Source organism: Nautilia profundicola AmH, assembly GCF_000021725.1.
In the GTDB taxonomy this organism is placed as follows: domain Bacteria; phylum Campylobacterota; class Campylobacteria; order Campylobacterales; family Nautiliaceae; genus Nautilia; species Nautilia profundicola.
This window is the reverse complement of sequence record NC_012115.1, coordinates 518,213-530,549: the sequence shown is the minus strand read 5'-3', so window position 1 is coordinate 530,549 and position 12,337 is coordinate 518,213. Positions and strand designations below refer to the sequence as shown.

At 30.7% G+C, this 12,337-nt stretch carries 16 protein-coding genes; 12 read left to right on the top strand and 4 right to left on the bottom strand.

What is annotated here, in order from left to right:
- Positions 1-37: 37 nt before the first annotated feature.
- Positions 38-517, top strand: a complete 480-nt coding sequence (locus NAMH_RS02965) for a class I SAM-dependent methyltransferase (RefSeq protein ID WP_012663982.1) — start codon at positions 38-40, stop codon at positions 515-517.
- Here NAMH_RS02965 and NAMH_RS02960 read toward each other — a convergent pair.
- On the bottom strand, positions 504-1,382 hold the full coding sequence (locus tag NAMH_RS02960) for a hypothetical protein (RefSeq protein ID WP_015902617.1): 879 nt from the start codon (positions 1,380-1,382) through the stop codon (positions 504-506). The two genes, NAMH_RS02965 and NAMH_RS02960, sit on opposite strands and share 14 nt — an antisense overlap.
- Positions 1,383-1,450: 68 nt before the next feature.
- Between NAMH_RS02960 and dapE the strand changes: the two genes are divergently transcribed.
- Both dapE and NAMH_RS02950 read left to right on the top strand, forming a co-directional pair.
- A complete protein-coding gene (gene dapE, locus NAMH_RS02955) occupies positions 1,451-2,548 on the top strand; it encodes a succinyl-diaminopimelate desuccinylase (RefSeq protein ID WP_012663657.1) in 1,098 nt (365 codons plus the stop codon).
- Positions 2,549-2,618: 70 nt separating this feature from the next.
- Positions 2,619-2,834, top strand: coding sequence for a hypothetical protein (locus NAMH_RS02950; protein ID WP_015901974.1), 216 nt, complete (start codon positions 2,619-2,621; stop codon positions 2,832-2,834).
- On the opposite strand, the gene NAMH_RS02945 is transcribed toward NAMH_RS02950, so the two are convergent.
- Together NAMH_RS02945 and NAMH_RS02940 are read right to left on the bottom strand one after the other, a co-directional pair.
- Positions 2,826-3,560 (bottom strand): efflux RND transporter periplasmic adaptor subunit, encoded by a 735-nt coding sequence (locus tag NAMH_RS02945; protein WP_015902554.1) that lies wholly within the window; start codon positions 3,558-3,560, stop codon positions 2,826-2,828. The genes NAMH_RS02950 and NAMH_RS02945 overlap by 9 nt on opposite strands.
- Before the next feature lie 109 nt (positions 3,561-3,669).
- Positions 3,670-4,431, bottom strand: coding sequence for an ABC transporter ATP-binding protein (locus NAMH_RS02940; RefSeq protein WP_015901775.1), 762 nt, complete (start codon positions 4,429-4,431; stop codon positions 3,670-3,672).
- 79 nt (positions 4,432-4,510) lie between these two features.
- Here NAMH_RS02940 and NAMH_RS02935 point away from each other — a divergent pair, with 79 nt between their 5' ends.
- From NAMH_RS02935 to NAMH_RS02895, 9 genes are all read left to right on the top strand, one after another.
- Positions 4,511-5,209, top strand: coding sequence for a flagellin (locus NAMH_RS02935; RefSeq protein WP_015902637.1), 699 nt, complete (start codon positions 4,511-4,513; stop codon positions 5,207-5,209).
- 10 nt (positions 5,210-5,219) lie between these two features.
- Positions 5,220-5,834 carry a hypothetical protein gene (locus NAMH_RS02930; protein WP_012663912.1) on the top strand — a complete coding sequence of 205 codons (615 nt, stop codon included), beginning with the start codon at positions 5,220-5,222 and terminating at the stop codon, positions 5,832-5,834.
- A gap of 85 nt (positions 5,835-5,919) precedes the next feature.
- Positions 5,920-6,702, top strand: coding sequence for a transporter substrate-binding domain-containing protein (locus NAMH_RS02925; protein ID WP_012663789.1), 783 nt, complete (start codon positions 5,920-5,922; stop codon positions 6,700-6,702).
- 40 nt (positions 6,703-6,742) lie between these two features.
- Positions 6,743-7,456 carry an amino acid ABC transporter permease gene (locus NAMH_RS02920; protein ID WP_012663801.1) on the top strand — a complete coding sequence of 238 codons (714 nt, stop codon included), beginning with the start codon at positions 6,743-6,745 and terminating at the stop codon, positions 7,454-7,456.
- Positions 7,449-8,267 (top strand): amino acid ABC transporter permease, encoded by an 819-nt coding sequence (locus NAMH_RS02915; protein ID WP_015902254.1) that lies wholly within the window; start codon positions 7,449-7,451, stop codon positions 8,265-8,267. Before NAMH_RS02920 ends, NAMH_RS02915 begins: the two co-directional genes overlap by 8 nt.
- An 8-nt stretch (positions 8,268-8,275) precedes the next feature.
- Positions 8,276-9,013 carry an amino acid ABC transporter ATP-binding protein gene (locus tag NAMH_RS02910; protein ID WP_012663654.1) on the top strand — a complete coding sequence of 246 codons (738 nt, stop codon included), beginning with the start codon at positions 8,276-8,278 and terminating at the stop codon, positions 9,011-9,013.
- Positions 9,014-9,092: 79 nt separating this feature from the next.
- Positions 9,093-9,893, top strand: coding sequence for a transporter substrate-binding domain-containing protein (locus NAMH_RS02905; protein WP_015902095.1), 801 nt, complete (start codon positions 9,093-9,095; stop codon positions 9,891-9,893).
- On the top strand, positions 9,890-10,846 hold the full coding sequence (locus NAMH_RS02900) for an amino acid ABC transporter permease (protein WP_015902508.1): 957 nt from the start codon (positions 9,890-9,892) through the stop codon (positions 10,844-10,846). The genes NAMH_RS02905 and NAMH_RS02900 overlap by 4 nt, the downstream gene beginning before the upstream one ends.
- On the top strand, positions 10,843-11,706 hold the full coding sequence (locus tag NAMH_RS02895) for a DMT family transporter (protein WP_012664022.1): 864 nt from the start codon (positions 10,843-10,845) through the stop codon (positions 11,704-11,706). The genes NAMH_RS02900 and NAMH_RS02895 overlap by 4 nt, the downstream gene beginning before the upstream one ends.
- Here NAMH_RS02895 and NAMH_RS02890 read toward each other — a convergent pair.
- Entirely contained in the window at positions 11,674-12,315 is a 642-nt protein-coding gene (locus NAMH_RS02890; protein WP_012663610.1) for a Crp/Fnr family transcriptional regulator, read from the bottom strand. The genes NAMH_RS02895 and NAMH_RS02890 overlap by 33 nt on opposite strands.
- Between the last annotated feature and the right edge of the window lie 22 nt (positions 12,316-12,337).

The window sequence follows — 12,337 nt, the reverse complement described above, 5'->3', positions numbered from 1 at the left end:
CTAAAAATTTAATTTTTACTACTACAAAGGTTACACAATGATAGAAGAAAAATTAAAATGGAATGAAAAATACAAAACTCTAACCCCAAAACCTCCAAGTGTTTTAATTAATTACATCCCTACAGCAAACGCAAAAGCATTGGATCTTGCTGGAGGCTATGGAAGAAATGCAAAAGCATTGGCAGACAAAGGTTATGACGTAACGTTAATTGATATAAGCGAAATAGGTATTTCTAAAATAAATGACAACAGAATAAAAACTTTTTGTCTGGATCTTGATAGTTATATGATTCCAAAAAATGAATATGACGTAATTTTAATGATTAAATATTTTAATTTAAATCTTTTAAAACAGATTCCTTCGGCATTGAAAAAAGGCGGTTATTTTGTATTTGAAACTATTAGAAAATATCCTATAAGCAAAGAAGAGTTTTTTGAAATCTTTAAAGATTTCGAAGTAATCTATTTTAGTGAAAAACCTTTTAGGTTTATTGGAAAATTATTTAATTATAAATAATTTTTTCAATATTATCATTGATTATTTTTATTGTCTTGTTAGTTTCTTGATCTTTAATTACAGTATATATATTAGTGTCTAAAATAAGATATCCATTATAAACGTTATTATCTTTTAAATAAATTTTTATAATTTCTTTTTTACCACCTCCATATTTTTTACTAATATTTGGATAAATATATTTCCCAAACGATAAAGCAATTGAAATTAAAAAAAGCAATCCCATAAAAACAGTAAATAAAATCCTTTCATAAGTTTTATTATACGTTGCTAAAATATAAATAACAAAGGTAATATATATTGAAATTGCAAAATACAAAGAAAAAACATAAAGTGTATGTTTAAAATAGAAACAATACTTAAAAAAGAAATATATAGCTATTAATTTAAAAGTTGTTTCTAAAAAAAATTTAGTTTTTTTAAATTTTATATCTAAATTTGTAATATCAAAAAAAAATAAAAATAAAAAACTAATCGCTAAAAAGCTATAATATTTATCAAACTTTATTTCAATAAATATACTTAAAAAAACTATAGTAGCCAATGAACTCTGAAAGAAAATTTCTATTAAATATCTAACATAAATAACACTTATACAAATAAATGATTTACACTCTATAAATAAAATCTCTTCGTTTATCCATTTATCTCCATAAATAAATTGTTTACCTACAAAAAAATAATATATTCCAATAAAAACCATAAATTGCATACCAGCAATAAGATATAAATTATTTAATATTTCTGTTTGATAAAATTGATAAGTACCTATATAAGAATTAATAACAATAAATCCTAAAATATATACAAGTAAAATTGCAATAAAAATATACTCTTTAATAAATTTAATAAATTTTTCCAACATAATAAATCCTTTATGATAAAATTCAATATAAATATTAACATATATAATACATATAAAGGTAAAATTCCATGAATGTCATAGATCTTTTTAAAAAGCTTTTAAGTTTTAAATCCGTAACTCCAGACGATGACGGAGGAATGGAGTTCATAAAAGAATATCTTAAAGGTTTTGAAGTAATAGAAAGTGAAAAAGAAGGCGTCAAAAACCTGTTTATTTATAAAAAATTCGGAGAAGGCGACCACTTGTGTTTCGGCGGGCACATAGATGTCGTGCCTCCGGGTGAGGGATGGAATACCGATCCGTTCACACCTACAGAAAAAGAGGGATTTATTTACGCAAGGGGTGCGCAGGATATGAAAAGCGGTCTTGCGGCTTTTTTATGGGCTATGAAAAACGCCAAAAACTTCAAAGGAACTCTCAGCGCACTTATAACAAGCGATGAAGAAGGCGATGCCGTATGGGGTACAAAATACATGCTTGAAATCTTAAAAGATAAAAACCTTATTCCGGATTATGCAATCGTGGCGGAACCTACATGTGAAAAAGTTTTCGGAGACGCCATTAAAATCGGAAGAAGAGGTTCAATAAACGGGGTACTTAAAAAAATAGGCCTTCAAGGACACGCGGCTTATCCTGAAAAATCGATCAACCCTATACATAAAGTTGCACAGGTTTTACACAAAATAGCCGGGGTTGATTTGGATGATGGTGATGAGTTTTTTGCACCAAGTAAATTCGTAGTTACGGATATAAGAGCCGGTATGGAAGTTACAAACGTAACTCCGGGTGAACTTAAAATGATGTTTAACGTCAGAAACAACACCCATACGGACAAAGAAAAAATCAAAAACTTTATTCATGAGCATTTTAAAGATATGAACTATACGCTTGAGCTTAAACAAAGTGCAGAACCGTTTGTAACAAATCCCGATACAAAAGTGGTAAAAGCCCTTGACAGAGCTATAAAAAACCACACTAACATTACACCTCAACATTCAACTGCAGGCGGGACGAGTGACGCAAGATTTTTTGCAAAACACGGTGTAAAAGTTGTGGAATTCGGCGTAAAAAACGATACAATTCACGCACCAAATGAAAGAACAACGCCTGAAGAAGTAAATAAACTTGCCGATATATTCAAAGAAGTTATAGAAGAGTGGAATTAACAAAATGTTATTTTTAAGAAAACTTAAATTTTTAAGTGTTATAATTAAAAAAACCAAATAAAGGTTTGATTTGAGAAAAGTTTATGAATTAAAAAAAGGTATGCAAATATTAGTTGATGATGAAATACTTGAATTTGAAGAAATAAGAGGAGATAAAGCTATATTTTACAATAGTTGGGGTATAGAAATCGAATACCCCGATTATCTTGATATAGATGAAATTGGTATTTTATTGACTGGAGAAGTGAAAGTATCGGAAGACAGGTTCACAGCTTCTTTATTTTAATTCCACACTAACAATTTCCCCGTATTTTAATCCGTTACCTATCAATTCCACTTTATAGCTTGTCACATACTGCGTATCAGGAACATTCCAAACTTTGTAAATTTTAAAATTACTTGGTTTACCGTTTATATATATTGTTTTATTTCTTAACTTTCCGCTTTCATCAATAGGTATATAAATAACCAATTTCTGCTTGGTGACATCATATACATCTGCTATTAAAACACCGGGCGCCACATAATCACCTTCATTGACATAAATTTTATAAACATATCCTTTGACTTCAATGTTTTTTTTAGAAATCGTATCTTTTAATTTTTGAATATTAGCCAAAGTGTTATTGAACTGAGATTCTAAATTAAGCAATTGATTTAGAGCATTCATATAATCATAAAATTTCATATCTTTTTCATTTTGTGATTTTGTTTTAAGATTTTGATATTTTTCATAAACTCTTTTTTTTCTTTTAACGACAGCCCTTTGATTAATAATTTCTTCGTTTAAAATTTTTACCTGTGCTTGCAAATTTTTTAAGTCAATTAAATTTTGTTTATCGTCTATTTTTACAATAAGTGAATCTTTTATATTTTTAGCTTCAAGTGTTTTATCTGCTTTTACAACTTCCCCGGCAACCGATGCTTTTATTTTATATATATCAAAAGGCTCCACTTTTGCCTCATATGCAAATAAAAATACAAAACCGAGCAAAAAAATTATTTTTTTCATCATTATCCTTTATACTTTTTTCCCTTCACAACTTACCTACTTCACAACTTCTCAACTTCTCAAGTTCTCAACTTCACAATTTCTCCGCTTCACAACTTACCTACCGCTACTACACCGCTTCTGCAATTTTTTCATATTCTTCGCTTTCCCCTTTTATAAACGCCTGTACAATAGGATTGGATGAGTTTTTAAACTCATCCACAGTTCCGTATTCTATAATCACTCCGTTATAGAGCATTGCAACATAATCCGCACTTTTAAAAGTTTCTTTCAAGTCATGCGAAATCACAACGCTTGTCATACCGAAATCTTTTGTTAAATGTTCTATCATTCTTGTTATTTTATCACTTATTATAGGGTCAAGACCACTTGTAGGTTCATCATACAGAACATATTTCGGTTTAAGTATTATAGCCCTGGCAGTTGCCGCTCTTTTTCTCATTCCGCCACTTAATTCGTGAGGATACAGTTTAGCAACCCTCTCAGAATCAAGTCCAACCATTTCAAGAGTCTCATATACTCTTTTTTCAATCTCTTTTTTACTTAGATTTGTATGTTCAACCAGTGGAAAAGAAACATTATCAAAAATATTCATACTATCAAACAATGCCCCTTCTTGAAATGTAAACCCTACTTTTTTTCTTATTTCATAAAGTGTTTTAATATCAGCTTTTCCGACATCTACACCGTCTACGAGGACTTCTCCGCTTGTTGGTTTTAACAAGCCAACAATATGTTTGATTATTGTAGATTTACCCTGCCCCGACATTCCTAAAATATAAGTGGTCTTGTTGTCTTCGATTTTTAAATTAATATCTTTTAATACTACTTTTGTACCAAAAACTTTTTTTAAGTGTCTAATTTCTATCATTTAAAACCTTAAAAGTTTTTTAAACATTTTATCAAAAATATGGTATAATATATAAGTAATATATGCCAAGGAGGCAAAAATGAAAATCAATGATTTCAATACTCTTAATTTAAACCAATCAATGAATAAGATTAATAATGACATTCATAAATTAGCAGATCCGTCTAAAACTGATAATGTCGTAAATGCATTTATACAAGATGTATATGAAAATGACATTAATACTTCATTACAAGAAATTAACAATTTCAACGAAGCTGTAGGGTTTATGCAGATTGCTGACGGTGCATTACGTTCAATTAGTGATAATGTTAGTGAAATAAAAACATTGCAAGTTGCTGCAAACAACGCAACACTTAATAATGATAATTTAGCAGCAATCAATTCACAAATAAATAAACTTTCACAAAATATAAACGACACATTAAGTCAAACACAATACAATGGGAAAAGTGTGTTTGGAGAATTTAATTTCAATGGAATAAATGTTAATACGTCAATGCCAGAATTTTCAACTGAAAATATAGATGATTTTGAAAAATCATTAAACAGCGCGTTAAGCTCAGTAGGAGCGTTTAACAACGAAGCGGTTTCAAAAGTAAACAACCTTGCACAGTTTGTAATAAACACATCAAACGCAAAATCACAAAACGAAACCGATATAGCGAAAACTGTAACAGATATGAAAAATGAAGAGCTTAAATTAAACGCATCAATATTGGCACAGGCACATAAAATGAATATATCTGAACAGAATTTAATGAATTTACTGATTTAAGGAGTATAAAATGGCAACTTTGCCAATTACATCATATTATTATCCTTTAACATATTTACCAAGTGTTTATAATACACAGCCTGTCACTTTTAATCCTGAATATATTGAAAACCTTATATCATTAAGGGTTACGGATTATTTTTCACCTACACAGTTTGCAACAAATCCTCTTTTTGCAAGCGTTGATACATTTAATCAAAACGTAGGTATATTACAGACTGCAGTAAATTCTTTAGAAAAAGTATTAACTCTTACAGATACATTAAAAGAGATAAATAATCCTACACAAGAAATAATTGATGAATACACTAAAGAAATAAATGATATTTTACAAAACACTACTTTTGACAATTTAAATGTTTTTAATCAAACATTAGATATAAACGGAGAAAAAGTAAATTTAAGTATACCTTTATTTGATCCAAACACACAGACAATTGAAGAATATACCAAATTAGTTTCCGATAAATATAATTCATTATTTGAAACACTTCAAAACATCAGCTTTACATTGCCGATTGAAACTACATTCAATCCGTATAATATATATTATCCTACCAATACACTATCAGCTTACAACTTATCTTCATTAACACCCCAAACCCTCGAGTTATTACTATTATAAACTAAACTTATTTTTAAATAGATTGTAATAAAAATGTAATTTTTTAGCTATAATAATTGTTGAAATATCAACGAAGGAGAACAAAATGAAAAAGCTATTTGCATTTTTCGTCATTTTAGGTATGTTTTTAACGACTGCCAGCGCAGATTTGCTTAAAGACGTACAAAGTCGCGGTGTGTTAAAAGCTGGTGTTAAGTATGACTTCCCTCCATTTGGGTATGTAAACTCAAAAGGTCAGGTTGTCGGATTTGACATCGATTTAATTAAATATATCGCTAAAAAACTTGGAGTAAAACCTGTATTTACTCAAGTAACTTCAAAAACAAGAATTCCAATGGTACAAAGCGGTACAATTGACATTGCAGCCGCAAGTATGACTCACAAAGTAAAAAGAGATTTACCAATCGATTTTACAATTAGTTACTATTTCGACGGTCAGTCAATTTTGGCAAGAAAAGACTGCAAAGCTAAAAGTTATAAAGATTTTGCAGGTAAAAGAGTTGGTGTAATTCAAGGTGCAACAAGTGGTGACAACTTCAAAAGAGTTTGTCCTGGTGTTAAACTTGTATATTTCCAAGAATATCCTCAAGCAGTAATGGCTCTAAAAAGAGGAAAAATCGATGCAGTTTCAACTGATTACACTTGGTGTGCAACTCAAGCTAAAAATTCTCACGGACAATTTAAAGTTGTAGGTAAACCGTTTACATTCGAACCTTATGGTATGGGTGTAAGAGAAAACGAATCAAATTTCAGAGATGCTGTAAACTTTGCAATTCAAGATGCAGTAAGAGACGGTACTTATCAAAAACTTTACAAAAAATGGTTCGGAACAGAACCAAACAGACTTCCGGAAGTTTGGCCTAAATAAAACTCTCCCCTTTAGGGGAATCAATAAAAGGTAAATTAATATGGGTTATGAATTTGACTGGGGTGTATTAATTGAATATAAAGGCCTTTTAATACAAGGTCTGATTACTACTGTTAAATTATCAATACTTGGTATATTATTTAGTTTTTTAATCGGTTCAATTGTAGGAATCGGAAGGGCTTCTAAAAATTTCTGGCTGTCACTTTTTGCCAGTTATTATGTAGAAAGCTTTAGAAACATTCCTTTAATTGTTCAAATGTTCTTTATTTATTTCACATTTACACTTTCTCAAATATTCCCATTTTTAAATTCTTGGGGAGAATTTTTACATATTCAAGATGTTGATGCGTTTTTTTCAGCCTTATTAGCTTTAATCTTATATACCGGTGCATATATCGGTGAAGTTGTTAAAGCCGGAATAAACTCTATTCCAAAAGGACAGTTTGAAGCGGCACAGTCACTTGGAATGAACAGGTTTCAAGTAATGTGGTATATAATTTATCCTCAGGCTATAAGAATTATAATTCCTCCTTTAACAAGCCAGTTTTTAAATCTTATAAAAAACTCATCACTTGCAATGACTATTGGTGTTGCAGAACTTACATTTGCGACACAACAAATAGACGCCGAAACATTCAGGGGGTTTGAAGCGGCTACTGCTGTTACAATTCTTTATATTTTTCTTACACTAACTACATCATTTTTTATGAATTTGATTGAGATTAAATTCTCAAAAGGTGTAAAAAATGCTTAAAAATATTGAAAACTATTTTAAAAAACACAAAATTCAATTTTGGTTATTTAACATAATTGTAATAGCCGCTTTACTTAAAGCATTTCAAATGGTCGCATACCCTGAAACACACTTTAGTGAAGTATTCACGAAAGATAATATGAGATTTTTATTTTTTGGAAAACCTGGAGAAATAGGAGGTTTGGCACTTACATTCATATTGGCGATAACTTCTATTTTTTTCAGTTTTATTATAGGCTCGATTTTTGGAATAGCAAGATGGTCGAGTATCAAAATTATAAAAATTCCTGCGATTTTATATATTGAATTATTACGTGCTACGCCTCTACTTATGGTAATATTCTGGGTGTTTTTTGCCATACCGGTATTTTCTATGGCATTTTTCCATACCCAGGCACATGTATCGCCTACTGTTGCGGCAATTATTGCATTTACGCTTTTTACAAGCGCATATGTTGCCGAAATAGTAAGAGCCGGTATTAATTCAATTCCCAAAGGACAGTTTGAGGCTGCTAAATCGTTAGGTTTCAACAGTACTCAAACGTTTATTTACATTATATTGCCACAGGCATACAGAAAAATGATACCGGCATTTGTTTCACAATTTGTCGCACTTTTTAAAGATACGTCTTTAGCTTACACAATAGGCGTAATAGAGTTCTTTAGAGCGGCAACAATTATAAACAACAGACTTTATCTCAGCTTTGAGATTTTTAGTTTTGTAGCGCTTGTATATTTCAGTATAGCGTTTAGTATGAGTAAATTTTCTCATATGTTAGAAAAAAAAGTAGAAAAACAGCTTAACGCATAGGAGATTTGATGGAACCGATTATTCAAATGAAAGATATAGAAAAATATTACGGTAACTTCCATGCTTTAAAGGGCGTTAATTTTAACGTTGATAAAGGTGAAGTTGTCGTTGTATGCGGTCCCAGCGGAAGTGGTAAATCAACTTTAATCCGCTGTATTAACAGACTTGAAGATATTGACAGTGGGAAAATTGTTGTAGACGGACAAGATCTGTATAATAAAAAAACAAACATAAACAAACTTCGTCAAGAAGTCGGAATGGTATTCCAGCATTTTAATCTTTTTCCGCATTTAACAATTATGGAAAATATTACAATAGCACCTATTAAAGTTAAAAAAATGCCTAAAAAAGAAGCTGAAGAACTTGCAATGCAGCTTCTTGAAAGAGTAAAAATTCCTCATCAGGCAAATAAATACCCAAGTGAACTTAGTGGTGGTCAAAAACAGAGGGTTGCTATCGCAAGAACTCTTGCAATGAAGCCTAAAATCATTCTTTTTGACGAACCGACAAGTGCACTTGACCCGGAAATGATCGGTGAGGTTTTGGATGTTATGAAAGAGCTTGCACGTGAAAACTATACAATCGTGTGTGTAACACACGAAATGGGATTCGCAAGGGAAGTTAGTGACAGAATCGTATTTATGGACGCGGGTGAAATTGTTGAGGAAAACACACCTGAAGAGTTTTTCAACAATCCTAAAACTGACAGAGCTAAGAAATTCCTTAGCGAAATTTTACATCACTAAAAGAAGCTAAAGAAGAGGTGAAAAAAACTTCACCTCTTCACAACTTAAAAACTTAACAACTTAATAAAAAGGAGTAAACATGAAAAAATTACTAATTGCAATAATCGCGTTAGCGTCTATGCTTTTTGCGGCGGACTTTAACGTATGGAAAAATTCAACCCTTCATTCAATTGTTCAAAAAGGTGAACTAAGAGTATGTCTTGAGCCTGGATACGTTCCGTTTGAAATGAGAGACAAACATGGAAGAATTATCGGATTTGACGTGGATATTTCTAAAAAAATGGCAAAAGACATGGGTGTTAAACTAAAACTTGTTCCGACTGCATGGGACGGTATTATTCCGGCTCTTATTACTGGTAAATGTGATATTATTATTTCTGGTATGACAATTACTCAACAAAGAAACTTAAAAGTAATGTTTGCAAACCCTTACTTCTTAGTAGGACAGACTCTGCTTGTAAACAAAAAACATGCAGGTGTTAAATCTTATAAAGATTTAGATAAAAAAGGTATCGTAATTACAACTAAACTTGGTACAACAGGTGAAATTGCAGCAAGAAAATTATTCAAACATGCTACAATTAAAACATTTGACAGTGAAAGTGCTGCTGTTCAAGAAGTACTTAATAACAGAGCGGATGCATTTATCTACGATAAACCTTACAACGAACTTTTCATGGCTGGAAAAGGTAAAGGCAAACTTATTTTCTTAAAAGAAGATTTAACTTATGAACCTTTAGGCTTTGCAATCAATCACGGTGATCCTGATTTTCTTAACTGGTTAAACAACTTCCTAAGACAAATCAAACACGATGGAACTTATGATAAATTCTATCACAGATGGTTCCAAAGCACTGACTGGCTAAAAAGAGTGCAATGAAACAATCAATAATAAAAGATAGAAAAATCGGGCAAATTTTTGCCCTTTTATTTTATGTGTTGCTCGGGTGGTTTTTGTATCAAGCTGCAAGTAAAATAAACTATACGTGGAAATGGGATATGATTCCCAAGTATTTCGTATATGAAAAGAAAATTCCTCTCACATCTCCATGTGACGGAAAACTTATTGTTAAACAAAATAAAGCTGAAATAATATGTGAAGACAAAAGCGTAAAAACTTTTGACATCACAGGTTATAAACTTGAATTCAAAAACGGTGATTATTTATATCAGGATGATGAATTTGCTTATAAATCGAAGCTTGAACCCGGACCTTTTATTATGGGTATCTGGGTTACGATTAAAATTTCCATTATATCAATGATTATAGCATTTATTATAGGTCTCATAATTGCAATTATGAGATTAAGCGGTATACCAGCACTTGATTATATCGGAAGTGTATACGTAACCGTAATTAGAGGTACTCCATTGCTCGTGCAGCTGTTTATATTTTACTTTATAGTTGCTACAATTTTCAACCTGCCGAGATTCTGGGCTGGAGTAATGAGTTTATCCATATTTTACGGTGCGTATATAGCAGAAATTTTAAGAGGTGCTATTCAGGCTATAGACAAAGGACAGCATGAGGCTGCAATGTCTCTTGGATTTACGTCATTCCAAAAAATGCAGCTTATTATACTGCCTCAAGCACTTAGAAAAGCCTTGCCTGCACTTGTAGGTGAGCTTATTTCACTTATAAAAGACAGTTCGCTTGTTTCAATTATTTCTATTACCGACCTTACAAAAGTCGGACGTGAGATTGTTGCAAATACCTTCTCTCCGTTTGAAACATGGCTAACTGTTGCTGCATTATATTTAATGTTAACTTCAATACTCAGCTTCATTGGTCACAGACTTGAGAAAAAAATGAAAGCAAAAGGCGGAATTTGATCAATTTCGCCGATTTTTTGCTTTTAATTGTTGCAATATTTTGGGGAATCACTTTTAAACTCGTTCAAAATGCTATTGCAGATATTCCGGTATTTATGTTTTTATTTTTAAGATTTTTTTTGGCGTTTTTATTAATGTTTATTATTTTTTACAAAAAAATAAGCTTTGATAAAAACTCCATTAAAGCCGCTTTTATATTAGGAATATTTAATTTTTTAGTATTTTCATTTCAGACATTCGGACTTTTGTATTCACCCTCTTCCGTTGTTGCTTTTATTACTGGACTTTACGTAATTTTAACTCCAATTGTCGCTTTTTTTCTGTTTAAAAAACATATTTCAATTTATGCAATAATAGGCGTCATTTTAGCTTTTTTAGGTATATATCTCTTAACCGGTGCCGATATAAGCGGGTTTGGAAAAGGTGAAATTTTAACTCTTATTTCAACAGTGTTTGTCGCTTTTCATATTAATTATACTGATATTTATTCGAAAAAATACAATTTATATACTCTTGTAACGTTTCAGTTTTTAGCTGTCGGAATATTAAGCCTTATTTTTGTACCTTTTGAAAAAGGTAATATAACCTTTTCAAAAGATGTGTTAATAGCGCTGATAGTAACAGTATTGTTTGCTACAGTATTTGCATATTTTATACAGACTTATGCACAAAAATTTACAACCCCTACAAAAACCGCTATTATATTTGCGATGGAACCGGTAAGTGCGGCAATATTCGGTTATTTTTATGGTGAACATTTAAGCTTCATTCAAATAATAGGAGCTGTCTTAGTTATATTTGCAATGCTTGTAGCAGAAACGGGTGACTTATTCTTTCGCAAAATTTTCAAGTTTTCTTAAATCTTTTATTAAGATCTTCTTATGCCCTAACTTCTCTAAAATATTCTCATTTATCATTTCATTTATAAATGTAGAAAACCTTTGTCTACTCATTCCTAAAAAAGATGCACTCTCTTCCATGGTACAGTGAATATCTATAATAATACCTTCATTTGTTGCTTTACCTATACTTTGAGCCAAATCCAACAGAAAATCACTAATTCTTTCTTTTGCACTTTTAAACGCAAGGGATTTTAATATATTTCTTTCCATTTCTATATTTTGATTTAGATTATTTAAAAGAAGATTACAAAAATCAATATTATTAAAAAGATCAATAAAATGATGAGATTCAAGAAAATAAAATTTACTGTCTTCTTTAGCGGTCACCATAATATCGTTATTGCAAAAACAAAAATTGTTCTTATGTAGAAAGTATAAAATAAGTTCTTTTGAATCTTCATACAGAGATATTTTAAGCTCACCTTCTTTAAGTACAAGAATTCTTGGAGTTTCAGGATAACAAACTTCTCCTTTTTTTAAAAATCTGTGAGGAATATTGGAAAAAAAATTATTATCAAAAAGTTTTTCAATCTCTTTAGAAGCGATTAATACTCTGCAATTTTTCATTTTGTCAAATCTTTTACATTTT